The organism is Massilia forsythiae (assembly GCF_012849555.1).
GTDB lineage: Bacteria > Pseudomonadota > Gammaproteobacteria > Burkholderiales > Burkholderiaceae_D > Telluria > Telluria forsythiae.
Genome location: NZ_CP051685.1, coordinates 3,120,268 through 3,144,729, shown reverse-complemented (window position 1 = coordinate 3,144,729; position 24,462 = coordinate 3,120,268). Strand labels below are relative to the sequence as shown.

Genomic DNA, 24,462 nt, shown 5'->3' with positions numbered 1-24,462 from the left:
TAATCGAATTTATAAGGATTTGAATATGAAGAAAATTCTCGTTACCGGCGCCATCCTGAGCATGCTGTCGGCACAAGTGTTCGCACAAGAAGCCGCGACCGCAACCGCTGCGCAAACCGCTGACGCGGCTGCCGCTGGCCAGGCTGCCGGCGCTGCCGGTACCGGCGCAGCTGCCGGCACCACCGGTGGTTTCTTCGGCGGCACCGCCATCGCCGGCCTGTCGACCGGCGCTGCCGTGGCCATCGGCGTTGCCGTGGCTGCCGTCGCCGTCGCCGCTTCGGACAGCGACTCGACCACCAACCACTCGACCACCTCGCACCGTTAATCACGGGGAGCGCCCAGGCGCTCCGGCGATATGAATATGAAAACGGCCGCTTGCGCGGCCGTTTTTTTACGCCTGCGCGGCGACCCGCTCCAGGCAAGCCCGGCACAAGGCTTCCGCATCGGCCTGGGTCGAGGCTTCCGCATAGCAGCGCAGTTCCGGCGCATTGCCGGACGGACGCAGGTGGACGATGTCGCCGTTGGCGAAGGTCGCGCGCAAGCCGTCGGTGGTGTCGATGTTGGCGAGTTCGCCTGATTGCGGCGCCAGCAGGCCGGCGGCCAGCGCCCCATCCTGCGCCAGGCGTGCCACCAACTGGCGGCTCGATTCGGTGGCGAACTCCTGCAGGCGGTCGCTGGCGGTGAAGCGCGGCGGCAGCGCGCGCGTCACTTCGGACACGCGGCAACCGCGCTCGCGCGCCAGTCCCAGCACGGCGACGATGGGCAGCACCGCGTCGCGCGTCGGCAAGGCCTTCAGGGTCGCGCCGTTGCGGGCGATGTCGCTGCCGAGCAGGAAACCGCCGTTCGCTTCGTAGCCGGCCACCACGGCGCCCTGGCCGTGGGTTGCCGCAAGCTGCTCCATGCCGGCGATGACGTAGGGCGAGCCGATGCGCGTGCGCAGCACTTCCTTGAAACTGCCGCAACGTTCCACGGCAGTATTGCTGCTCACCGGCGTCACGACAAAATCGGCACCCAGGTACTGGCCGCACAGGATGCCGACGATGTCGCCGCGCAGCCATGTGCCGCGCTCGTCGCCGATCAGCGGGCGGTCGGCATCGCCGTCGGTCGACACGATGGCGTCGAAGCTGTGTTCCTGTGCCCACTGCGCGGCGCGTTCGATGTCCTCGGCGCGCACGGCTTCGGTATCGATCGGGACGAACTGGTCGGTGCGCCCCAGCGGCAGCACGCTGGCGCCGAGCGCTTCCAGGATCGTGTGCAGGATGTCGCGCGCCACGCTCGAATGCTCGTAGACGGCGATGCGCAGGCCGGCCAGCGCATCGGCGCCGAACACGTCCAGGTAGCGCTGCACGTAGGCGTTGGCCGGCTCGTCGCTGGCGGGCGGCAGCGGGGCCGCGGCGATCGCCGCCGGCAGCTGGACGCCGGCGTCGAGCATGGCCTGCTCGTCCGCCTTCGAGATTTCGCCGTCGGCACGGTAGAACTTGATGCCGTTGCGGTCGAATGGAATATGGCTGCCGGTCACCACGATGGCGGGCGCGCCCTGCACCGCGGCATAGTAGGCGATCGCGGGCGTCGGCAGCGCGCCGACGAACAGGACCCGCTTGCCGGCGTCGCGCACGGCCTGGGCGCAGGCGGCGGCGATGGCGGGGCTGCTCGGGCGCAGGTCGTGGCCGAGGACGACCGTATCGGCGGCGCCGGCAACGGCGCGCAGGAAGGCCTGGGCATAGGCGTAGCACACGTCGTCGCGCATGCTGGCGACGAGGCCGCGGGCGCCGCTGGTGCCGAACTGGACACCGGATTGGGTAACGATCTGGCGAAGATTGGTCATGGACATCGAAGTTTTCAGGTGAGGTTATTCGTAGGTTTCCGCATTCGCGAACAGGCTGCCTTCGGCATCCTTCCTGGCCAGTTGCGGCGCCTCCTGGATCGGCCAGGCCACGTTGAGCTGAGGATCATCCCAGCGCAGGCTGCGTTCGAACTCGGGGTACCAGTAATCGGTGGTTTTATAAAGGAACTCGGCCGATTCGCTCAGCACCACGAAGCCATGGGCGAAGCCCGGCGGCACCCACAACTGCTTGTGGTTGTCGGCGCTCAGGATCTCTCCGACCCAGCGCCCGAAGGTGGGCGACGTGCGGCGCATGTCGACGGCGACATCGAACACCTCCCCTTGCACCACGCGCACCAGCTTGCCCTGCGGATTTTGAATCTGGTAGTGCAGGCCGCGCAGCACGCCCTTGGCCGACTTGCTGTGATTGTCCTGCACGAACGCCACATCCAGGCCGGTCGCTTCGCGGAAATCGCGGGCATTGAAGCTTTCGAAGAAAAAGCCGCGTGCATCGCCGAACACCTTGGGCGACAGCACCAGCACCTCGGGAATGGCGGTAGGGGTAACGGTAAAAGGCATGTAGGTGCTTATTTCAACAGGTTCAACAGATAACGGCCATAGCCATTCTTCGACAAGGGCGATGCCAGCTTCTGCAACGCCGCACCATCGATCCACCCTTGCCGGTACGCGATCTCTTCGGGGCAGGATACCTGCAGGCCCTGGCGCTTCTGCAGCGTGGCGATGAAGCTCGCCGCCTCCAGCAGGCTGTCGTGGGTGCCGGTATCGAGCCAGGCAAACCCGCGCCCCATGATCTCGACGTTCAGTTCGCCGCGTTCCAGGTAGCACTGGTTGACGTCGGTGATCTCGAGCTCGCCGCGCGCGGAGGGCTTGATGTCGGCGGCGATGCCGCACACGTTGTTGTCATAGAAGTACAGTCCGGTCACGGCATACGGCGACTTCGGCGCCGCCGGCTTTTCCTCGATGCTGACCGCGCGCTGCCGGGCGTCGAACTCCACCACGCCATAGCGCTCCGGATCGTGCACGTGGTAGGCGAACACGGTCGCGCCATCGCTGCGCTCGTTGGCGCTCTGCAGCTGCTTGACCAGGTCGTGGCCATAGAAAATGTTGTCGCCCAATACCAGCGCGCTGGGGTCGTTGCCGATGAAGTCGCGCCCGATGATGAAGGCCTGCGCCAGCCCGTCCGGCGTCGGCTGCACCGCGTACTGGATGTTCATGCCCCACTGGCTGCCGTCGCCGAGCAGTTCGGCGAAACGCGGCGTGTCCTGCGGCGTGCTGATGACGAGCACGTCGCGGATGCCGCTCAGCATCAGCGTGCTGAGCGGGTAATAGATCATCGGCTTGTCGTACACCGGCATCAACTGCTTGCTGACTGCCTGCGTCACCGGATACAGCCGGGTGCCGGAACCACCGGCCAGGATGATGCCCTTGCGTTTGGAATCGGCCATCGTCGTCTTTCTAGAAAATTTGCTGCAGGACCTGGCGCACACCCTCCTGCCAGGAAGGAAGCCGCAAGCCGAAGGTATCGCGGAAGCGGCCGGTGTCCAGGCGCGAATTCGCGGGCCGCTTGGCCGGGGTCGGATATTGCGCAGTGCTCAGGGGCGCGACGGCATCCGGACCTGCCTTCAAGGGCTTGCCTGCCGCCTGCGCTTCGGCCAGCACGAAGCGCGCATACTCGCACCAGGACGTCTCGCCCGCCGCGGTCACGTGGTAGGTCCCGTACGGAAAACCGTCCGCGCCTTCGCGCACGTGCTGGCGCACCAGATGCGCGGTGAGGTCGGCCAGCAACGCGGCCGAGGTCGGCGCGCCGAACTGGTCGGCGACCACGCTCAGCTGCTCGCGTTCGCCTGCCAGGCGCAGCATGGTCTTGGCAAAATTGCCGCCGTGTGCGCCCACGACCCAGCTGGTACGCAGGATCAGGTGGCGCGGATTGACCGCCGCCAGGGCCTGCTCGCCGGCGTACTTGGTGCTGCCGTAGACGCTCTGCGGACCGGGGCGGTCGTCTTCCGTGTAGCTGCCGTCCTTGGCGCCGTCGAAGACGTAGTCGGTCGAGTAGTGAACGACCAGCGCGCCCAGGCGCGCGGCTTCCTCGCCCAGGATGCCCGGCGCCCGCGCATTCACCGCGAACGCGGTGTCGCGCTCGGCTTCGGCCTTGTCGACGGCCGTGTAGGCGGCCGGATTGACGATCACGTCCGGCGCCACCCGGCGCACCAGCGCGCGGATGGCATCGGCATCGCCCAGGTCGCAATCGGCCTGGTCGATGGCCACCACTTCACCCAGCACGGACAAGGCGCGGCACAGCTCGAAGCCGACTTGCCCGTTTTTTCCGGTCACGAGGATTTTCACGATTCAGGCTCCGTATTGCTTGCCGACCCACTCGCGGTAGGCGCCGCTGGTCACGTTGTGCGCCCAGGCCTGATTATCCAGGTACCAGCGCACGGTCTTGCGGATGCCGGTCTCGAAGGTCTCGGCCGGCTTCCAGCCGAGTTCGCGCTCCAGCCTGGTGGCGTCGATGGCGTAGCGGCGGTCGTGGCCGGGACGGTCGGTGACGAAGGTGATCTGCGTCCTGTACGACTGGCCGTCCGCGCGTGGGCTGAGGTCGTCCAGGATGTCGCACAGCGTGCCGACGACTTCCAGGTTGGCCTTTTCGTTCCAGCCGCCGACGTTGTAGACCTCGCCGACCGTGCCCGCTTCCAGCACGCGGCGGATCGCGGAACAATGGTCCTTGACGTACAGCCAGTCGCGGATCTGCTGGCCGTCGCCGTAGATCGGCAGCGGCTTGCCGCCCAGCGCATTCTGGATGCACAGCGGGATCAGCTTTTCCGGGAAGTGATACGGACCGTAATTGTTGGAGCAATTGGTCGTCAATACCGGCAAGCCATAGGTGTGGTGGTAAGCGCGCACCAGGTGGTCGCTGGCCGCCTTGCTGGCCGAATACGGGCTGTTGGGCTCGTAGCGGTTGGTCTCGCGGAAAGCCGGATCGTCCTTGCCCAGCGAACCGTAGACTTCGTCGGTGGAGACGTGCAGGAAGCGGAACGCCGCCTTGTCCTGTTCGGGCAGGCCGTTCCAGTACTCGCGCACCGCTTCCAGCAGGTGGAAGGTGCCGACGATGTTGGTCTGGATGAACTCGCCCGGCCCATGGATGCTGCGGTCCACATGGCTCTCGGCGGCGAAATTGACCACCGCGCGCGGCTTGTGCTGCTCGAGCAGCCGGCGGACCAGGCCGACGTCGCCGATGTCGCCCTTGACGAAGATGTGCTTCGGCTGGTCGCGCAGGCCGGCCAGGTTTTCCATGTTGCCGGCATAGGTCAGCTTGTCCAGGTTGACCATGGATTCGTCGCTGGCCGTGAACCAGTCGAGCACAAAATTACTACCAATAAAGCCGGCGCCACCGGTCGTCAAGATCATGTGTGTTCGCTCCAAGTCGCTGCCGAAAACCGCGCATGCATCGTCCCGCAGGATTTTTCACGTAGGCATCGGTTTTACAAAACAGCAATTCTAATATAAAAACTGAAATTTTCTGTTGAAATGCGCTGTCGTGCCGGCGCCGGTGCGACGCCGGCTGATCACTCAATAGCTGCCGCTCCAGGCCACGCTGACCGATTTCGGGCCCGGCGCCACGGCAAAGCTGGACCGGTTATTGTCGCGTTGCGCCTGCCACAGCCAGCCGCCGACCGCATAGCCGAGCACGCCGCCGGCGACCACGTCCGATACCCAGTGCTGGCGTCCAGCCGTGCGCCCGAGGGAGGTGGCGGCAGCCAGGCCGTACAGCCAGGGCGCATCGTACTCCTGCGCAAACGGCGTGACGGCCGCGAACGCCACGGTGCTGTGGTTCGAAGGGAACGATGCATCCGAGCGGTCCGCCGCCCTGCCCCACTGGCCGCGCTCCTCGCGCGGGCGCGCACGTCCGGCCAGGTGCTTGGCGCCGACCGACAGCGCGGCCGCGCCGGCCACCGATTCCAGAGAAATGAGGCCGATGTTCTGCGCCCGCGCATCGCCGAACGCCACCGCGCCGGCGGCGGCGCCGGCCAGCACCACCGGCATCGCCTTGCCGACGTTGTCCCAGGCGCGCGCCGCGCTGGAATCCGCATGCTTCTTCATGAAGCGGTCGACCGGCTTGTCGAGCAAGGCGCCGCCCAGGATCGCACCACCGCCGAGAATGGTGCCCTTGGCCCATTCCGGCAGGGTCGGCGTGGTGGACGCGGACTGCTCCACGCGCATGCGGAAGGCCGGCCACGGGTTCGTCAGGGGCCGCACCGGCGGATTCACGGCGGGCAGGTTCTGCTCGTCGCGGCGTTCGGCGAAGTTGCCGAGTCCGTCGTACAGCGTCAGGTCGCGCCGCGGCTGCTCCATCAGGTCGTACAGGTCGCCGGGGCTGGCCACCATCTGGCCGACGTCGCGCGTCCAGGGCGACAAGGCCAGGCCGGCGTTGGCCTGGGAATCCATCGGCAGCATGATGTTGAGCGGCACCGACAGGAACACGCCCTTGTCGTTGTAGGGATCGGTCGGCGAACCCGGGTTGGTGATGTCCTTGCCGCTGGTCTTGGTGTACCAGGCGCCGATTTCCACACCCGAGGCGAAACGGCGCTTGAATTCCATGCGCACGCCATTGTCCTTGGCCAGGAAACGGCCGGCGCGCGCGGTTGCGGTGATGTCGTAGGGAAGCTTGTAGTGCAATGCGCCGAGCGCGGTGACGGTGCTGTAGTCGCGCTTGTCGAACCAGCCCTTGAAACCGCGCTGCTGCAGGGCGTCCACGGTGAGGTCGGCGGCCCAGCGGCTGTCCTTCGGCAGGTACAGCACCTGGCCGCCGGCGCCGCGGTACATTTCCTCGTAAAAGCCGGCCGAGGCGCGCGCATACAGGCGTTCGTCGAGCATCACGTACTTGTTGACCAGCAGGCGGTTCAGCTTGAAGCGGCTGCCGCGCTTGTACTCGGCGATGTCGGTGCGCACGTGGGGCAGCAGGCTATTCGAGGGCTGGGTGACCCCAGATACGTTCTCGAACAGATCCAGTTTGAAATCGCTGTTCAAGTACATGCCTTGAGCCAAGCGCCTATCGTAATTGATGGCCGTCCAGAGTTCGTAACGCAATGCGCCACTCGGATCGTTGAAGAAGAACGACACTTTAGGTACTGCTTTAAAACGATTGGCCTCCCGGTCTTCTGAGCTAACCTGCACCAGATTGCCTCCCTCGCCCATTTGTAGTCCGAGTTTGCCGTCACCTTGCAGGGCAGCGAGCATGCCATGTTGTTCATTACTTGTGCGGTCGACAGGTGTCGAGTAACCCACTGAAACAGTCTGCAAGAAAGCTTCCCGATTGGCCAAACCTGTCAAGTAGTCAGTGAGTAATTGCAGGTCAATAAACCGGTAAGTTACCACTGGCTGTTCCAAGCGCGTATAAGTCACTTGGATCGACCGCGTGCCCTCAGGTGCAAACGCAAGAGCAGTACGGGTGGCTCGGCCGACAGCGCGCCCCGTATTTGAAATTCGGTTGTTTGTCAAGTTTAGCTTGAGAACATTCCCTTCGAGTTCAACACGCACGTTCTTGAAATCTTGCTTGACGAGGGCCGCCACTAAAGCGGCGCCGTAACGTGGGTCATCCTGCCAGCTAGCTGCCGAAACGCGGGCAGGTGCATCTTTTGCCTGGAAGGGGCCAGGTTCCACAATTTTCGGGACAAATTCTCTTTGCGAAAAAGGGATCGTCAAGTAGGCATTTGCACTGAAGTGTTCACGGTGCCGCGCCACCTGCGCACCCAACCAACCCCAGCGATACTCAATACCGACTGCAGGCCCGCCTTCACGTTGCGCAGCCCCAGTTTGATTTGCGAGAAAATCCTTCTTGTAATCATTCGCATCGTATTCTGCAACCACTGCCCAGCGTGGGGAAGAAAAAGGCGCCCAGCGTGCACCTGCGAACAGACCATTTGGACGATTTTTGCCGTAGCCGATGCTGGCTTCCAGATTATGAGCTTGGCCAAAGCTTTTGGAAACGACAACATATTGTCCTTTAAACAAGCCGGTCCCTAACAAATCAGTTGCCCCAATGGAAACCGCAGGGAAAAAGTCAGTTTCATCTCGCAATCTGAGCTTGACATCCGCGACCTTGTCCTTGTAGCGTCCGTAACCCTTTCCATATTCGGCATCGGTTGTATCGAAAGCCGAAATGCCAGTGATGGAAACGTAACGCCCAGTAAACTGTAGGAATGGTAGTAGTGTAACGGTCGCCCAAGCGCTGCCATAGGGCGTATCGTAGCTGTAGCCAGTCGTAAGCGTGCCGTCGTACTCGGTCCACGCACTTGGCATGTTGACGTACCCAGATTGCCCTTGAGTAGTTGGCGTAGCGGCAAAGGCATGTGCAGCGCTAAGGATGAGACAACCACAGCAAGAATATTTTGTGTATCGCTTTGTTGCTTTTAGCACATCTAACCAGTTAGTAGAGGCATCGGAACGGATTGCTCGACATCGTCTTAGCGCTGACAGCGAACCCGTGAAAGATCATAAGTTTATCATTCGCAACTACGATCGGCCAAGTATTTAATTCGTCGACAATGCCGCTCGACGCCGCTAATTTCGTCAACTATTGCCCATTTTCATCTAAAACATTAAATCTATAACGACCAATAAATATTTAATTTTTAGCAATTTTTCAAATTAGGCGAGTACTAAATTGTTTCCAAATACATATTCGTTGTGGTATTTTTTCTTTTTGTGAAAGATTGCAATTGCGTAATGTGTCTTAGATTTATACAATGTAATTTTCCACGATTTTATGCAAACTCTTCCGTGAGAGCAAGTCAATGAATAAGATTGCCTTCCAGAGAAATCGTAAGATTGGTCATTCATACAACGAACCTGATGCCCTTCAAAGCGATGGGGACATACGATCATTTCGTTGGTTAATGCCTATTTCGGACACTCATACACCAGCTATCATTTCAAATGAAACCGATTGAATCAATATTCCTTTCTAAAACCAAATGGTTTTGCAGCCGTCGTGTTGAAAAAGCCTTACTGATTTGCACAGATATCATTTCAATGGCATCGGCATTTATCATCGCTGTCATGTTTGCTGCGCCATTTCATGGTGACCCAATATTTTCAAATGCGGCGTGGGGACCTGCGCTGAATTCCGGGCCACTTCAAATTTATCTACTATTGGTAGTTTTGATGGTAGCTTTTTTCTGGGGCTCGGGACACTATTCCAAACGGAAACCGTTTGCAAATGAAATAAAGGATGTACTAAAGATCACGCTGACAATTGCTGCACTCGACGTAGTTTTTCTTTTTCTCTCAAAATTGCAATTTTCACGTGCTAGCGTACTATTGAACTGGGCCACGGCGCCTGTAGTATTAGTCGTAATGCGTTGGATAATAAAACGAGCATTGATCGCAAGCGGTGGCTGGATTCGGCCCATGGTCATCATCGGTTGGGGAGAAAATGCTATAGAAACTGCATTGGCATTTAAGGACGAGCCACTGATGGGCTTGCGGTTGGCAGCGTTTCTTGTTCCTGTAGGAAAGGGAAAACTAAATCACGACATCAACGACAAGTACGGAAACCCGATTCCTTGTATTTCGCTAGGAACCAATCCAGTTCAGACTTTAAAACAACTTGGCAACCCACATGTAGTTTTTGCTCTAGAACAAGGTGGAGTTGAAGCATATCAAGACACTATTCAGCAGCTCGGGCGACACAACAACGATGTACAGCTCGTGCCAGCATTGCGCGGTCTTCCTTTGTACGGTATGGAAGCAAACCACTTTTTTGCTCATGAAGTGTTAATTCTTACAATGCGCAATAACCTTGCGCGCCGTCTCCCTCGTCTTATTAAACGTTGCTTTGATCTGGTAGTGTCGGCATCAGTACTATTATTGGGCTCTCCACTTTTCTTGTTCATTGCCTTTAAGGTAAGTCAATCTGGTCGTCCTATATTCTTTGGCCATACACGTGTCGGACAGCATAATCTTTCTTTTAAATGTTATAAGTTCCGTACCATGGCTCCAAATGCTGACAAGTTACTAGCCGACCTCTTGGCTAATAGCGCTGAAGCACGCGAGGAGTGGAAACGCGACTTTAAGCTCAAAAACGATCCGCGAATTACGTCAATAGGTCAGTTCTTGCGCAAAACTAGTCTTGACGAAATTCCACAATTGTGGAACGTCCTCAAAGGCGATATGAGTCTGGTAGGTCCGCGCCCCGTCGTTACTGCGGAACTGGAACGTTACGGCAACCAAGTAGACTATTATTTGGAAGCCAAACCGGGCGTCACCGGACTTTGGCAAATCAGTGGCCGAAACGATGTCAGTTACGATACACGTGTTTACTTAGACGCATGGTATGTAAAAAATTGGTCCTTATTCAACGATATCGTCATTCTACTCCGAACAATAAAAGTAATTTTCAGAAAAGACGGAGCATATTAAACGGCTCATACCTGCTTTCTCGGCCTTTTCAAATAATCTGGCGATTGAGACGCTAAGCTCGAATATTTTGCATGTCGGTTTCCAACTGAAGACCGACATGCCCTTTGTTGATATAATCCGGCAAACAATCGTATCATTCAGATCCATCCCGCAAGCGCAGTTGCAGCAAGAACAATTCTATCGCTCAGTTTGCGTCGTCCATGTACCAGCATGAACCAAGCGATCAGAATCTGACGTACTTGAGAACGTGGAGAATGGTATGTGTTTGCAAATTTCGTTAATTTTTCAGATTTATAGTTGAGTTGGGCCACGATATTAAGAGCGAAATTAACTTGACCACGGTACCAACCATTTTTAATCAGGTCGAGACGTTTTCCTATCGCTTTAATATTTCCTCGAGAGCCGATTTCGTTGCCACTATGTTGGCGATAACACATGTAAGGCATTTCATCAAAATACCATTTCAGACCCGACGTACGTGCTAACAGATACACGAGCCAATCGTGGTAATGCATTGCATCCGCTAACGATACGTGCTTGCGACAGAAATCTTGCAGAAATAGGAACAGCGATCGGGTAATCACAAATGTACAACCCTGGCCGCCACCTTCGAATAGAAAATCAGCGTGCCGAACAACACCACATTGCTTTATTATCTTGCGGTTACCATTGGGCCAAAATGATTCAACCGAACAAGAGTATCCAGCAGCATTCTGCTTTTGAAGGGCACGAACTGCTGTAATGAGTTTGTTAGAAAGCCATACATCGTCCTGATCGGCGAATGCTATATAATCATAGCGACTTGCATCTGCACAGCGATATAGACGACGAAAATTCCCTCCTGCCGATCCACTTGGCGAATCCCACACGATCAATTCAACTCGCGCATCCTCCTTCCACTCGAAGTCGATAAGGTCACGAGTGCCATCTTTGGATTGATCGTCACCGATCAAGACATGTACCTCGACATCTTCTTGCGACAGGATCGAATTTAATTGCTCTTTTAGCCATGGTCCCGCGTTATAAGTTGCAAGCAATATTAATACTTTGGGCATATCTACAGGCACAGAAATTTCTCTTTTTTCTTTTTCAACTAGTTTCAATTTTATCTCAATATCAATTACTAAATCGCGAAAAAAGCGTCCAGTATTTATCTGCGGTCTTATCCCACGAAAATGTTGCTGAGCGTTGCAACCCTTTCGTTATAAGTTCCTTTCGCTTTGCTTCATCTTCTGACACCTCTATTAGACCTGCCGCAATCGATGTTAAATCATGTGGGTCAACTAACACGGCAGCATTTCCGGCAACTTCAGGCATAGAAGATAAGTTCGAGGTCACTACAGGTACTCCGGAGGCCATTGCCTCTAGAATAGGTAGGCCGAAACCCTCGTAAAGAGAAACAAACGCAAGAGCGTGGGCACTTCGATAGAGCGTCGGCAATTCTTTATCGGAAACAAATCCGAAGTAGTGAATATGCTCTTCCAATTTCAATTGTTTAGCCAATTGCTGCAGGTCGGCACTAGGGTTACCTGTCAACGCCAAGACATAGCCTTGTGCCGCCAGCTTGCTCATTCCGAATGATTTGATCAAACCTTCCACATTCTTATAAGAACGTCGATTACCCGCATAAAGGATATAAGGAAATGGGAGACCCATTGACGGCCCCTCATGATTGAACGCCGGACTTACGGCGTTTGAAATCATGGTGACTTTTTCTTCAGGCAATCCACTCCACTGCAGCAATTCATGGCGGGTAAAATCGGAAACAGTCACAATGTGTGCAACACGCGATAGAAGTGCCTTAATAAAGGCATTATAGTAAGTCCTTTTTGCCCTACCATAATAATGTAAGTGTGTTAAGTCATGTACTGTCAAAACAGTCGGAACGCTAACGCGGCAAACTGGCGGCATGAATCCAGGCGACCAGAACAGATTGGCATGCATCCTCCGAAGAGTGAGCCAGAGATCCAATGGTGTAAAAGGACCTGCATTCGCACGTCCGTCTCTTACGGCCGTGAGTTGCCAGTCAGGCGGCGCCCTAGTAATGACTTCACTAGCGACCCGTCCAATCCCCGTCGGCCCTAGCCAGCTATAATCAATTGCGATTTTTCTCATGTCTGTCTCAGTGTCGAATTCCGATTTTTCGTGACATGTACCCTATTGCTGCGCTCATGACGTATCCCAGGATTTGCGAATCGGTGATACGCGTCACTACTCCATTGATCTTCGATGCTTCAAAAACAGCAATGTACTCATCAACTACTGAACTACCCGAATACGATATCGCTTTAAGGTAGCACTGATCCTGTAATTGTTCATATTCCGACACACTCGCGTTGAGTATTTCCAATATTTTTTCCTCAATCGAAAATATTCTCTTATCCAAACTTGGTTCGATTAGGTTAAATCCTTCGATCTCTGAAATAAAACCATAACTCAATGCCTCGTTTGAATATTCAATTGTGGTGAGTGAGGGTACGCCGCAAGCCGATGCTTCTATTAGACTCGTTCCAGAACCGATAAACAAAAAAGCGTCATCCAAGACCTCTTGGAATCTTGAATAACTCATCGTACCGTGTAGGTGAACATATTTTTCGAGGTTCTTCTCAATAATCGTTTCTTGAAGTTCACCGAAGTTTTCACCATCACCATAGATATCCCATTCTAAATGGTGCCCTATTTCGGTCAAATTTTTTATTATATCCAAAACAGTAAAGTTGTAAGTTTTATAAGGAGAAATACGTCCAATGGAAACTATTTTCCTGCGTAATAATGGCCCACGTCGTATGAATTTATATTTTTCGACATCGACGAAAAGACGGACGATTGGAGAATCATCCAAATTGGTCATTAACCTGCTGGCATGGTAGTCACGACCTGCAGTATTCCCAAAAATTACCGATTGTGCCGGAATGTTCTTCCTAATCGCGTTTTGAACGATTTTGCGATGGTATTGCCAAGGTTTAGCAGGGGCACAAAATATTTCTGTTTGATAAGCCCCCAGCACAGTTTTTGTTTTATAGCCCGCGCGTTTTAAAAGCCAAGATCCAAATACGAAAGCTTGATTAATTGTAAAGTACGCTACGTCAGGTTGTGAACCGAAAAAATCTCGCAGGTGTTTTCTCGTAAAAGGAAATGCGTCCCGGATGAACTTTATTTGACAATATGGTTGCAAACTTTCTAAAAACTCTTGGTTTACTTTCCTTTGAAGAAGCATAAGTGTCACCGAAACGCCCCGTTGAGCGAGTTGCGGGATCAGGCGGACAAGAAGCGTTTCAACTCCACCAATGTCAAGATGCAGGTTAACGATCAATAGGTGCATTTGAATATCTTTCTTGTCTACAGAAATATAAAACGGCAAATACAGTTAGCAGAAAGTAGATCACGTATGTAAGTAAATACGATGCAAACGGGGCTGCGTGTATATTATTTGCTATAAAGCCAGTACTGATTCCACCAAACAGAGCTGCCTGCAAAAATTCGGCAAGTATGCATAACTTGACCAAGCCTCTTGCCGCCAAAATCATCGTCCCGACGTATGAAAGCATACGAAAGGTATCTCCGGATATCTGCCAGAACACAAAATCGGACACGGTTTGAAATTCTGGTGTAAACAGCAGATGAACTAAAGTATTACGTGTCGTACTGACGAAGATACCAATCAAACCCATCAGTGCAAGAATGAACCCGTACGCCTTCCATACTTGACGCCATTGCAACGGTTGAGCAGCTTGACTAGAAAAACGAGGAAAAAAGACAACTGAAAGCATCAACATTGGCAGTTGAGTATAAGCTTCAGACAGTCTTACCGTGGCTTGCCAGATCCCGAGATCAGAGGAACCTTGATGGACTATTATCAGTGATCGTACATACATATATACCAGCGGAATTGTAGCGCCGGCTACAATTGATAGCAAACCAAAACTTAGTAAGAAACGAACCTTTCTCGAGAATTCGAGAATCGGAAAATAGCTGGCATATGCTCGCTCTTTAACAGCTCGAGCTGTCAAGCAAAAAGACAGTGCCTGTGCAATCTGGATCCATACTAGACCGCAAAGAGAACCACGTGCACCGAACAGGAAACTAAGAATGAGAAAACCAAAAATTCCGATAATACTTCCAAGCAATAAAGATCTTGAATACATTCCGGTTTTTTGATTACCATTTATTATCCCCTGTGCAACCGCAGACAATGATATGGGCGCAATCGATGCGATTACACTGAAAAAAATAATGGAAGAATATGGACTTTCATCGAGAACGCGATTTTCGATTTCTTTCTTGAAGAAGAGGAAAACTAGCAGAAGTAGTACAGCTGTACAGGCAGCCAGAATATGCGCTGCTTTTATCCACTGTTGACGCTCTTCTTGATGTATTTCAGGAGCAGCATAAATTTTTGTCAATCCAGTAGCAACGCCGCCCCCAGCTAGCAAGGTTACTATCGAAATCAAACTGCTTATTTGTCCGCTGAGTCCGAATTTTTGAACTCCAAGATAATAGGCGCAAATTTTTACGGCTATTAATCCGGTTAGTAATTTGCAGAGAAGAGCAGCCCCCATTGAGAATGTGGACTTTACCGTATTCATATTCTCTTTCTTTTTCGATCGAAGCAGCTTATAAGGTGCTCCGACCAGGCGTATTCCGCCATTCTTTCGCATGATGAAAACTGCACAGACTTGGCATTCGCAATTCGCATCCTATCCAAGGTAAGCAGACAGATAGGAATTGGCGAATTGTTAGCCAGCTCGAGGAATACTTCTCACGGCCTCCAAGACGGCATTGCAAACCGAATCACATTGCTCATCGGTGAGTTCGTAGAAAAGAGGTAATCGCAATAAGCAGTCAGAAAATCGATCACTGTTGGGCAACAGGCGCCCATCATGTTTTTCCAAAAAATAGGGGCTACTATGCAACGAGAGGTAATGAAATACCGCGTGAATTTCCTTAGCTTTCAGCGCCCTAATGAGTGCAGTACGTTGTTCGAGGTTCTTACAGACAAGGTAGAACATATGTCCGTTATTGGTAGCCCATTCTGGGATGCCAGGCAGTTCGATTCCGAATTCCGCAACCTTGTCGACAAAATGATCATGGTATCGCTGCCAAATAGCTTTTCTTCTGCTCTGGATAACGTCCATATTTTCCAATTGTGCGTATAAGTATGCCGATATGATATCTGACGGAAGAAAAGAGGAACCGACTTCCACCCATCCATATTTGTCGACTTCGCCCCGGAAGAAAGAACTGCGATTTGTCCCTTTTTCCCTAATAATTTCCGCACGTTCGATAAATTTCTTGTCGTTGATTACAAGCAGGCCGCCTTCGCCAGCGATTACATTCTTCGTTTCATGGAAAGAAAATGTGCTCAAGCAACCAAGACTTCCAAGCGGTCGATCCATATAATACGAATCGATCGCTTGTGCAGCATCCTCGATCAAAGCAACACCGTGAAGTCGACACAAATCGAGAATCGGCGCCATGTTGCAAGCGACACCGGCGTAATGCACAACAACCACAGCCTTGGTATTTGGAGAAATGAGTTTTGCTATCTCTTCAGGATCCACATTGGGATTGTGTCGTTCACTATCTGCAAAAACCAGTTTTGCACCTCGCAATGCAAACGCATTTGCAGTCGAAACAAACGTGAACGCCGGGACTATTACTTCGTCGCCTTCATTGATATTCAACAGCAGAGCACACATTTCCAGAGCATCAGTGCATGATGTGGTCATCAAGGTTTTAGCAAAACCGTATCTGGCTTCAAAATATTCATGGCATTTTTTAGTGAAAATACCATCGCCTGAAATTTTTCCTGATGCTACTGCTTGAGCAATATAAACGAGTTCACGTCCATGCAAATACGGTTTATTAAATGGAATCATTGTTTTCTTCCTGCATTTTTTCTTCGAATTTTAAAAGGTCTCTGCTTCGATCCCGCAACCGACGTGCCGGATTACCCAGATAAATACCCCAAGCCTCCGTACTTTTATTGACCAGAGCGAGTGCACCTACAGAACATCCTTCTGCAACTGTAACACCAGGAAATATCACGGAACCCGCTCCGATAATCACATGGCGCCCGAGGTGAACAGCGGCTTTATATTCATTCTTGTACTCTTTAGGAACGGTCGGGTTAGTCATAGTTTTTCCAGAATAATCATCGGACTGCGAGAACACTTGCACAAAATATGCAAGTCCCGAAAAATCTCCCATGGTAATTCCTAACTCACCGCCAGCTACTAGGCAATGCGGTGCGATATGGACATGCCTCCCTATACTAACTTTCCCAGAAATAATACAAAAGTCGTCGATGCGCGAGTTGTCTCCAATCTCGATCAGCTCAGGAGCGTATATCGCGGCCTTATCACTGACCTTTACATTACGACCCACTGCTTTAAAGCCGATCAGTTTAAGATCTTCTTCGCTTAAATAAGCCATAAACTACCTATCAATTCAAAATTGCAACTATAAGAAGATTCTGCAAGACTATTGAATAATTTTTCCGTCAAGATAAGATCAAGAGCTGCTCGAAAATCAGTTCGACAATGCCGAACGACTAAACCTGAAGTATGGCAGAGCTTTATCAAGCAGAAAGATTAGTAATACAATTACCAATGCGTTTGCTAGATATTTACCTGCGAGGATTGGCCCATCACGCACTATACGTATCGAAATATTTGCTAGGCAATAGAAATAGATAACATTGAAAAAGTATTTTCCGCTTTTCGCAGCACGCAATCCGCGCAAAAACAGACCATATCCAAAAAAATAGAGAAAATACCACCATCCAAAATAAATGTATGATGCAAATATGCCATTGAAGGCTCCAAGCGGCTGCATATATGAGTAACGAGCAAGACAAATGGCATCCTTTCCTTCGTTAAGTATGCGCGGTATTACGAAGCTTGAAAAATCCCAAAAAAAGTCTATGGCATCGCAAGTCGAGTCTCCGAAGGCCGAATTTGCTAAGTCGAGCAGGGATGTCTGAGAGAATACCGATTCGTACACGACAGGTGAAAACAAATAAAACAACTGCTCTTCGAATGACACTGATAGAAAATCGACATCCGAACGATACAGAAAGACAATCATTGCACAAACCATCAATCCAGCGAAACTTAATAGCATTTTCAGCAGAACTGTTTTCGTAAATTTTTGGTTCGTTATATACCAAGCCGCAAATATTAAGATCGAAACGAAATTGAAAATTCGTGTACCGTGTAGTACATTGATGGAAATCAATAAAAAACAAATTACGGCAAGTTTGCGATTTTTAGCCAACAGGGAAAAGGCAAAAAGAAGAACAAATGTTTCCGATAGAAACATCGAAAAAGACCATACCCCCCCAACCATTAGATCACTGTCAAATGCGTAATTTTGGTAAACCCCGTCTCTAGCTAATAGAGCTTTAACCAACACATATATGGGTGCAAGCAAGCCTATGGTGATCGTCAAAGTTTTATTGATATCACGCGGGAGCTGATACTCGATCTTTTTTGGCGCAAGGCCGAACCCGAAAAAAAAGGGAATGATCGCCATCAGCCATATAGTGGAATACGTTATGAACGCAGAGGTATCCTTTAGAGAAAATATCTCTACTCCACCGCCTGTCACATCATAAAAATATTTCAGCAGTACTGGTCCGGCATACCCTAAATAGATAGCGATGACGATCCAGATCTGTGGAATATTTCCGTCCCGCTTGATATAAGTTTTCATCAAAACGATACTCAATTCATACGTTTAGGCCATGTGTACTCGTTGTAAGATCAAGTCATACCTTTGGTACTGAACTGCTGGCAGCGATCATGAAAATCAGAATTTCAAATTTGCAGACAACTCTGCCAGTTGTGCTTCTCCACCTGGACGCATTTTCAGGCGACGCTTTGCTTCAGATGTAAACACAAAAAATGCGGTTGCAAAAAATGCGACAGCTATGCAGACGAGAACGATGATTAATCGCTTCGGCTTAGCTTTTTTCTCTGGTTCTATAGCAGTATCCAGGACTTGGATAATTGCTGGATCCTTTGCTTCATCAAGCCGCGCCGCTTCATACTGTTTAGCGAGCAATTCATAAAGCATCTGATAATATTTTACATCGCGAAGAACCTTGATATTTTCAAGGCCAGACTGGTTTCCTGGCATACCGGTCTCTTCCTGTCTGCTACCCCTACCATTTTCCAATTTTGAGAGCTCAGCCTGCAAGCTGCTCAATTCGCTCTGAGCACGGCGATAGGCGGGGTTGTTTTCAGTGACAACAGTACCCATCGAATTCAATTGTATTTGTTTTGCAGATATCTGTGCCCTCAAACGCCCAACTGTCTCTACAATTGCTCGACTATCGGCGTCGACACTGATTACGCCGCGAGTATCCATTGAGCGCTTCAACGTAACTTCAGCGCCTGCAAGCCTGTCTTTTGATTGCTCCAGTTGGCGTTCAAAGAAAAGACGTCGCTGCGAAGCCTCAGTAAGCGCAAGTTCTTTTGATAGTTTTATAAGCTCTTCAACGTAAGCGTTGGCAATCCTTGCAACCACTTTCTGATCTTTATCTTCTACATCGATAGTGATCAAACCATCCTTGCCAGCAATGATGTTGGTATTTTTTTCCAAAATCTGCCGTGTCTTTTCTTGCGTATCGGCGTCGTACGATTTTTTTAAGTTGAAAGTTTTGATCAGCTTGTCTGCAATTGTGCGGCTCTTTAACATGCCGACGTAGAGATCATTCGGAGTCTTGACGCCCGCTGCTCCAGCAGCCAATCCCGCGACACCGCCAAGCTGGGAAAGCAGCGCTGCCGCGCTAGACTGTGATTGCTGTGGAGGCAAAAGCTTTGTCGTAGCTTGGTATACGTTTGGTAATGCAAAACTAATTGCGGTAGCAATAAGGCCAACAATAAGTGGTACACCGATGAGTTGCCGCTTCTTCTTGGCTAAAATAATCATAATTTCAAGAAGATCGAAATTATCTTTGCTTTGCTCACACATTGGTTCTGCAATTTTTTCCGGCTGATTCATGCTATGTACCGTTTATATAACTGTCACCGAGGCTTTTCGATAACGCTCTGTTCGGCCTGACGGCCACGAACTATCTAATCGCGCAACGTCTTGATAGCTGCAGCCCCGAGCCCTAAATTGGCTAAGATCTGTGTCCAATCCCGTGCGCCTTTTGTAAACGCACTCCAAAAAGTCGTCTTATCCAGTTTCTCAGGCACAACGATGGTGTCTCCTGGCATGACTTCCAAACCACCTATTTTCCCGAAGAACCAACCTTGAGAATCTGATGACACGACAGTCCCATCCACACGCAATACGAATACATTGTCAATATCTGCATCCACGGTTGTGCCGGCCAGCTTGAGGTAGTCCTTGACACGGCTGTTCGCACGCCAGAGCGGTGACGCTTCGACATTGACGGCGCCAAATACATGCACGAACGCCGGTTTTGACGGAACCACCAGACGGTCGCCGTTTTGCAGAGTCACTTGTGGAAGGTTTGCAAACGAACGCTCTTTGGGTTCCAAGGCGAAAGCAATTCGTCCGGTTGGCTTGAGATTACGAAAACGTGTGATACGCTCCTCGGCTAAGCGGCGTTCTGCCTCAAGTTGTGCTGCTGCCGCAGCTGCATCTGCAGAAGCCATAGCCCGAATATTCGCCAATTGCGTCGACTGCTCAGTACGAATCTGTGCATCGAGTCTGTCTGCTGCGCGCTGCAGATTCGCCTGCTGTTCTCTGCGAACTTCTTCGCGGTAGAAACCTGTTCCGAACAGGTAGGCGCTGGCCGTTGGTCCACCCGCCTTGGCCATCAACGTCTGCAGAGTATCGCCGGCCGTCATTTGATAGACGCCCGGCACATTTACTTCGCCTTCAATGCGAACAAAAACTTGTCGTTTTTCCATTGGCACTGCTACGTCGTCTTGCGAGAAGATCGTGACAGTATCCCCTGGTTGCAATTGCACATTGTCAGGTCCGTTTGGATTTGTAAATACTTTGCCGAGGTTAAATGGAATGAGTTTAACGCTGAGATCCGTACGATTCACACGTTCGATGACGGCATAATCCCAGTTGATCTGGTCGATTAGGCCGCCGATGCTTGCAGCGATCGATTCAGCCTGTAACCTTGTATCCCGCTCATTTTCACTAAGACTAACGCGATCAATGGAATTACGGCCTACGTCGCGGGCGCTAAGAACTTTAATACCGGCTTCAGCAACGACATCATTCTGCCGCCGCGTCGACTTCCGGCTGATCAGGTATTCCCGATTCGGAATCAGATCGCTCACCCGCATGCCGTCCTTGAACGGTGCGCGCACTGACTGGTCCACATTACCGCGCAGTACCACGGCATTGGCAAACGCCGGCGTGATCGACGTGATGTTCAGCACGTCCCCGTTTTTCAGCGCGCGCTTGAGGCCCTGCCCTTCGAGCGCGAATTCCTCGACGCTGCGCGGATGATTCCGGCTCGGGTCGACGCGCTCCAGGAACGCCCGGCGCGGATCCGCCACCACCGGCAGGCCGCCGGCAACGTCGAGCAGCGATTCGATGGTATCGCTGCGGCTCCTCAATTCGTAGACGGCCGGCGCATTGACCTTGCCGGTCAGCGCCACGAAGCCGCCAGCCGACGGGATGTAGATGGTATCGCCATCCTGCAGCTTGATGTCCGCCGACTTGTCGCCCTTGGCGATGAACGAATACAGGTCCAGCTCGGCCGCCACCTTGCCGTTGCGCTTGACCTGCACGTGGCGCATGCTGCCGTTGGCGTTCGGTCCGCCGCTGGCGAACAGCGCGGTCACCAGCGTCGACAGGCTGGACACGGTATAGGTGCCGGGACGATTGGCCTGGCCGACCACGTACACGGTAATCGCGCGCAGCTGGCCGAAGGTGACGTTCACCGTCACACCCTTGTACAGGCGGCCGACCGCTGCGCGGATCACGTTCTGGGCATCGCCCGCCTTCACGCCGGCCAGCGGCACGTTGCCGATGGTCGGGATCGAGATCGTGCCGTTGCGGTCGATGGTGGCGCGGTAATCGATGTCGACGGTACCCCAGCCGCGGATCATCAATTCGTCGCCCGGTCCGAGCGGATATTCCGACGGGATCGGCGCGTTTGAAATCGGCGCGAAGGTCGACGGCGTATTGGCAAAGAATTCCGAGCCGAAGATCGGCAACATCTTGCCAGTACTTTCGGCGACGAATTTCTGGAATTCGCTGGGCTCCTGCTCGAATTGGTTATCGCGATCGTTATAGCCGCGGTTGTTCCAGTCGCGGTTCTGCATGCCATTGTTCGGTCGCCCTTGCGCGTCGCGGCTACCGGCCTGGCCGCGCTGCCGGCCATCACCGTAGTTGCCGTACGCGCCGTTGTTGTTACGCACCGACGCTGCACCCAGCTCGCTCACCTGGCCGTTGGTGATGACCATCTTGCGCGGCAGACCGGCGGGCGTCGTCGCATCGCCCATGTTCGCGTTGTTCGATGTATTCGACGTGCTCGACGAATTCGACGGATCCTGGTTGAACAGGTCCGACCTGTTGTTCATGTCCTGGGCGGAAGCAGCAATGGCGGCGGTGGCCAAAGTTACAGCCGTAAAACTCTTGGTGAACTTTAACATTGGTGTTGGGGATGAAGCGCGGAACGGGTGGAGTAACTCGTCATTTTACCCGAGCGTAATAAGAGCAGGAAACATTTTGTTGTCTTGAAAGCTATGCAAAGGGTACGAGTGGGGAGACATTTGGTAGATCTACCACAGCGACATACCGGACTTGCATCACCTTGGCAGACGCATCAAGACGGCCTTGGTTGCTGCTGGGTCTATCGCCTTGCTGGCATAACCGGAGGTGATTTTTGGAGAGAAAGAGAACGTTAATTCTGCTTGTGGCCGATGCGTTTCGCCGGCGATCGATCCAGGCCTGTTTAACAATCGGGAAACATGGCATTGGCGCCAGGGGGCCTGCAGGACGGGAATCGATGTTGGCGGTTGCAGCTTTCAATCGAGGACAGAGACGGCGAAGGTAGCGGTTTGCGGTTTGCAGATGGCGGTTGGACGCGTGGACGGCGGAGCCGTCCACCCTACGCGGTTGTTGCCAGCCTGGCATCAAGGGAACAACGTATAGCCGGAACGGCTCAGAACGTGCCTTGCAAGCCGAGGCCCAGCGAGTTCTGGTAGTAGTTGTAGTCGATCAGGCTCTGCCCATAGCCCGTGAAATACTGCGCATAGCCTTTCACGTGGCCGGCAATCGGAAACGCCCAGCTCAGCTGCACCGCGCCGCGCTCGGTCGAGAAGTTACGCCGCACCAGCGCGGAATATTCATGGCCGTTGTCGCGATAGGTCACGTTCAGGTCGCCGCGGCCCATGTAGTCGACGATGTCGCGGTTGTCGTCGTCCGGCGCCGATTCGTTGACGCGCTTCCAGACGCGCCCCATCACGGTCCAGCCGCCGCGCTCCAGGCCCAGTTGCGCGTAGACCCGGTTCCAGCTGCGCGACAGCGTGCTGGCCTGGCCGTTGGACTGGTGCACCACGCCCAGGTTGATGAAGCTGGCGTGGAAGCCCAGCACGTTGAAGTCGAGCGGCGCCACTGCCATCAGTTCGGGCTGATAGTTGGTTTCGCGGAACGGGCTAGATGCCTTGTGGTTGCCGGCCTGCCAGAAGCTGTTCTGGGTGTAGCCGAACCACAGGGACACCGGTTTGTTGAACGCATCTTCGACCAGCTTGACCTTGAAGCCGAGCTGGAACGCGATCTCGGAATGCGACAGGTCGGTGGCCAGGTCGGTGATGTCGTGGAACGGACGGTACGGTTCGCTGTTCGGATGCGCGGTGCGCGTGACCATCACATAGTTGTTGCGGTGAGGACGCACGTTGAAGATGCCGCGCTTGTGGGCCTGGTCCAGCTCCCAGTGATCGGCCAGGCTGTAGCCACGCGTTTTTTCCGGCGACAGATCGAGGGCGGCGTCGACCCCGGCGTCGAGCGGCACGGCGGGCGCATCCGCGCGGGCCGGCGCAGCGGCGGCGACGCTCGCGCCCGGGACGGCGGCGGCCGGCGTCGGCCGGGCTTGCGGCGCGGCGCCGGCCAGGCGGTCATAGCAGGCCAAACGCAGGTCGGCATCGGCGATGCGGGTGCATTCGGACAAGGGGGCGCCGCCTTGTTGGGCGAAGGCGGGATTCAATACCAGGAGAGGCAGTAAGGGAAGTAGGCGGAAATGTGGCACTGGCATAACGTGGTCGTGGTTGATCAGAGTCTTGTCAAGCCATTATAAAGTATTGACAGGAGACAAAACCCTGAAGTGTCGCGGAAAACGGTTTTCCGCGGCGCACGCCAGCGCGGTTGCCTCGAGACTCAGTCCGGCACCAGCAGGTCGAGTTGCGACTGCTCCAGGAAACACCACTCGCCTTCGCCCAGGCCGAGCGCGTCGATCGTCAGCCCGCCGATCTGCGAACGGTGCAGCGCCGCGCAATGGTTGCCGGCTGCGGCCAGCATGCGTTTTACCTGGTGATACTTGCCCTGCTCCAGCACGATCTCCAGCTGGTGCTCCCCGCGCTGCACGCACGAGACCGCCTTCAACGGCGCCGGTTCGTCGTGCAGTTGCACGCCGGCCAGCAGTTCGTCGACCAGCGCCTGGGTCACCGGGTCCTGCGTGGTGGCCTGGTACACCTTCGGCACGTGGCGCTTGGGCGAAGACTGGGCGTGGATGAAGGGGCCGTCGTCCGACATCAGCAGCAGGCCGGTGGTGTCGTGGTCGAGGCGGCCGACCGGCTGGACTTCGCGCCACGTAAATTGTTCCGGCAACAAAGTCAGCACGCCGGGATGATGGCTCGGCTTGCGCGAGCATTCGTAGTTGGCCGGCTTGTACAACGCGATGTAGACGCGCTCGCGGTAGATCCATTCCTCGTCGAACACGGTCAGCACCAGGCCGTCCGTCTCCACCAGCGCCTTGTAGTTGTCGTGGACTTCGCCACCGATGGCCACGTCGCCGTCTTCGATCAGCGCGCGGCAATACTTGCGCGTGCCGAAGCCTTGCGATTGCAGCACGCGGTCCAGGGATAATTTGCTCATGGGCGAGACTTTAACAGAATTGACCCGCCCGGAATATCCATGCAGCAGCAAACGATTGCGCAATCGAAAATGTAAAACAACTCGGCTGTTTCCACTCGCAACAAGAACTCGTTTGACACACGTCAAACGTCCCCTAAGACCGGTTGATACACTGAAACCTCATT

General features: G+C 53.6%; 19 protein-coding genes. 2 read left to right on the top strand and 17 right to left on the bottom strand.

Features of this window, described 5'->3' with window-relative positions:
* The first annotated feature begins 25 nt into the window (after positions 1-25).
* On the top strand, positions 26-325 hold the full coding sequence (locus HH212_RS13465) for a hypothetical protein (RefSeq protein ID WP_170202937.1): 300 nt from the start codon (positions 26-28) through the stop codon (positions 323-325).
* 66 nt (positions 326-391) lie between these two features.
* On the opposite strand, the gene HH212_RS13460 is transcribed toward HH212_RS13465, so the two are convergent.
* The 6 genes from HH212_RS13460 to HH212_RS13435 all read right to left on the bottom strand — a co-directional run bounded on the left by HH212_RS13460 (position 392) and on the right by HH212_RS13435 (position 8,257).
* Positions 392-1,825, bottom strand: coding sequence for a phosphomannomutase (locus HH212_RS13460; protein ID WP_211172341.1), 1,434 nt, complete (start codon positions 1,823-1,825; stop codon positions 392-394).
* Positions 1,826-1,849: 24 nt separating this feature from the next.
* Positions 1,850-2,401 carry a dTDP-4-dehydrorhamnose 3,5-epimerase gene (gene rfbC / locus HH212_RS13455; protein ID WP_170202935.1) on the bottom strand — a complete coding sequence of 184 codons (552 nt, stop codon included), beginning with the start codon at positions 2,399-2,401 and terminating at the stop codon, positions 1,850-1,852.
* A gap of 8 nt (positions 2,402-2,409) precedes the next feature.
* Positions 2,410-3,288, bottom strand: a complete 879-nt coding sequence (gene rfbA / locus HH212_RS13450) for a glucose-1-phosphate thymidylyltransferase RfbA (protein WP_170202934.1) — start codon at positions 3,286-3,288, stop codon at positions 2,410-2,412.
* 10 nt (positions 3,289-3,298) lie between these two features.
* A complete protein-coding gene (gene rfbD / locus HH212_RS13445; RefSeq protein WP_211172521.1) occupies positions 3,299-4,189 on the bottom strand; it encodes a dTDP-4-dehydrorhamnose reductase in 891 nt (296 codons plus the stop codon).
* A complete protein-coding gene (gene rfbB / locus HH212_RS13440) occupies positions 4,190-5,248 on the bottom strand; it encodes a dTDP-glucose 4,6-dehydratase (RefSeq protein ID WP_170202932.1) in 1,059 nt (352 codons plus the stop codon).
* A gap of 162 nt (positions 5,249-5,410) precedes the next feature.
* On the bottom strand, positions 5,411-8,257 hold the full coding sequence (locus HH212_RS13435) for a YjbH domain-containing protein (protein WP_255486806.1): 2,847 nt from the start codon (positions 8,255-8,257) through the stop codon (positions 5,411-5,413).
* Between the two features lie 519 nt (positions 8,258-8,776).
* On the opposite strand from HH212_RS13435, the gene wbaP reads away from it, so the two are divergent.
* Entirely contained in the window at positions 8,777-10,261 is a 1,485-nt protein-coding gene (wbaP, locus tag HH212_RS13430; protein ID WP_170202930.1) for an undecaprenyl-phosphate galactose phosphotransferase WbaP, read from the top strand.
* A gap of 137 nt (positions 10,262-10,398) precedes the next feature.
* Here wbaP and HH212_RS13425 read toward each other — a convergent pair whose 3' ends face one another.
* The 11 genes from HH212_RS13425 to HH212_RS13375 all read right to left on the bottom strand — a co-directional run bounded on the left by HH212_RS13425 (position 10,399) and on the right by HH212_RS13375 (position 24,298).
* Positions 10,399-11,364 carry a glycosyltransferase gene (locus HH212_RS13425; protein WP_170202929.1) on the bottom strand — a complete coding sequence of 322 codons (966 nt, stop codon included), beginning with the start codon at positions 11,362-11,364 and terminating at the stop codon, positions 10,399-10,401.
* 13 nt (positions 11,365-11,377) lie between these two features.
* Entirely contained in the window at positions 11,378-12,376 is a 999-nt protein-coding gene (locus HH212_RS13420) for a glycosyltransferase family 4 protein (protein WP_170202928.1), read from the bottom strand.
* Between the two features lie 7 nt (positions 12,377-12,383).
* On the bottom strand, positions 12,384-13,583 hold the full coding sequence (locus HH212_RS13415; protein ID WP_170202927.1) for a glycosyltransferase family 4 protein: 1,200 nt from the start codon (positions 13,581-13,583) through the stop codon (positions 12,384-12,386).
* Positions 13,564-14,919, bottom strand: coding sequence for an oligosaccharide flippase family protein (locus HH212_RS13410; RefSeq protein ID WP_170202926.1), 1,356 nt, complete (start codon positions 14,917-14,919; stop codon positions 13,564-13,566). Before HH212_RS13410 ends, HH212_RS13415 begins: the two co-directional genes overlap by 20 nt.
* A 78-nt stretch (positions 14,920-14,997) precedes the next feature.
* Entirely contained in the window at positions 14,998-16,140 is a 1,143-nt protein-coding gene (gene rffA, locus HH212_RS13405; protein ID WP_170202925.1) for a dTDP-4-amino-4,6-dideoxygalactose transaminase, read from the bottom strand.
* Positions 16,127-16,696, bottom strand: coding sequence for an acyltransferase (locus tag HH212_RS13400; protein ID WP_170202924.1), 570 nt, complete (start codon positions 16,694-16,696; stop codon positions 16,127-16,129). Before HH212_RS13400 ends, rffA begins: the two co-directional genes overlap by 14 nt.
* A 96-nt stretch (positions 16,697-16,792) precedes the next feature.
* Positions 16,793-17,977: a hypothetical protein gene (locus HH212_RS13395; RefSeq protein WP_170202923.1), complete on the bottom strand. Its 1,185-nt coding sequence runs from the start codon at positions 17,975-17,977 to the stop codon at positions 16,793-16,795.
* Positions 17,978-18,073: 96 nt separating this feature from the next.
* Positions 18,074-19,270, bottom strand: a complete 1,197-nt coding sequence (locus HH212_RS13390) for a GumC family protein (protein ID WP_229217271.1) — start codon at positions 19,268-19,270, stop codon at positions 18,074-18,076.
* A 74-nt stretch (positions 19,271-19,344) separates the two neighbouring features.
* Entirely contained in the window at positions 19,345-21,858 is a 2,514-nt protein-coding gene (locus HH212_RS13385; protein ID WP_229217270.1) for a polysaccharide biosynthesis/export family protein, read from the bottom strand.
* A gap of 512 nt (positions 21,859-22,370) precedes the next feature.
* A complete protein-coding gene (locus HH212_RS13380) occupies positions 22,371-23,375 on the bottom strand; it encodes a phospholipase A (RefSeq protein WP_229217269.1) in 1,005 nt (334 codons plus the stop codon).
* Between the two features lie 206 nt (positions 23,376-23,581).
* Positions 23,582-24,298: a pseudouridine synthase gene (locus HH212_RS13375; protein WP_170202921.1), complete on the bottom strand. Its 717-nt coding sequence runs from the start codon at positions 24,296-24,298 to the stop codon at positions 23,582-23,584.
* Positions 24,299-24,462 lie beyond the last annotated feature (164 nt).

What these genes read in the sequence shown, in the direction of transcription:
- HH212_RS13465 (WP_170202937.1), top strand. Translation starts at nt 26, where the DNA reads ATGAAGAAAATTCTCGTTACCGGCGCCATCCTGAGCATGCTGTCGGCA.
- HH212_RS13460 (WP_211172341.1), bottom strand. Translation starts at nt 1,825, where the DNA reads ATGACCAATCTTCGCCAGATCGTTACCCAATCCGGTGTCCAGTTCGGC.
- rfbC (WP_170202935.1), bottom strand. Translation starts at nt 2,401, where the DNA reads ATGCCTTTTACCGTTACCCCTACCGCCATTCCCGAGGTGCTGGTGCTG.
- rfbA (WP_170202934.1), bottom strand. Translation starts at nt 3,288, where the DNA reads ATGGCCGATTCCAAACGCAAGGGCATCATCCTGGCCGGTGGTTCCGGC.
- rfbB (WP_170202932.1), bottom strand. Translation starts at nt 5,248, where the DNA reads ATGATCTTGACGACCGGTGGCGCCGGCTTTATTGGTAGTAATTTTGTG.
- wbaP (WP_170202930.1), top strand. Translation starts at nt 8,777, where the DNA reads ATGAAACCGATTGAATCAATATTCCTTTCTAAAACCAAATGGTTTTGC.
- HH212_RS13420 (WP_170202928.1), bottom strand. Translation starts at nt 12,376, where the DNA reads ATGAGAAAAATCGCAATTGATTATAGCTGGCTAGGGCCGACGGGGATT.
- HH212_RS13415 (WP_170202927.1), bottom strand. Translation starts at nt 13,583, where the DNA reads ATGCACCTATTGATCGTTAACCTGCATCTTGACATTGGTGGAGTTGAA.
- HH212_RS13410 (WP_170202926.1), bottom strand. Translation starts at nt 14,919, where the DNA reads ATGCGAAAGAATGGCGGAATACGCCTGGTCGGAGCACCTTATAAGCTG.
- rffA (WP_170202925.1), bottom strand. Translation starts at nt 16,140, where the DNA reads ATGATTCCATTTAATAAACCGTATTTGCATGGACGTGAACTCGTTTAT.
- HH212_RS13400 (WP_170202924.1), bottom strand. Translation starts at nt 16,696, where the DNA reads ATGGCTTATTTAAGCGAAGAAGATCTTAAACTGATCGGCTTTAAAGCA.
- HH212_RS13395 (WP_170202923.1), bottom strand. Translation starts at nt 17,977, where the DNA reads ATGAAAACTTATATCAAGCGGGACGGAAATATTCCACAGATCTGGATC.
- HH212_RS13390 (WP_229217271.1), bottom strand. Translation starts at nt 19,270, where the DNA reads ATGAATCAGCCGGAAAAAATTGCAGAACCAATGTGTGAGCAAAGCAAA.
- HH212_RS13385 (WP_229217270.1), bottom strand. Translation starts at nt 21,858, where the DNA reads ATGTTAAAGTTCACCAAGAGTTTTACGGCTGTAACTTTGGCCACCGCC.
- HH212_RS13375 (WP_170202921.1), bottom strand. Translation starts at nt 24,298, where the DNA reads ATGAGCAAATTATCCCTGGACCGCGTGCTGCAATCGCAAGGCTTCGGC.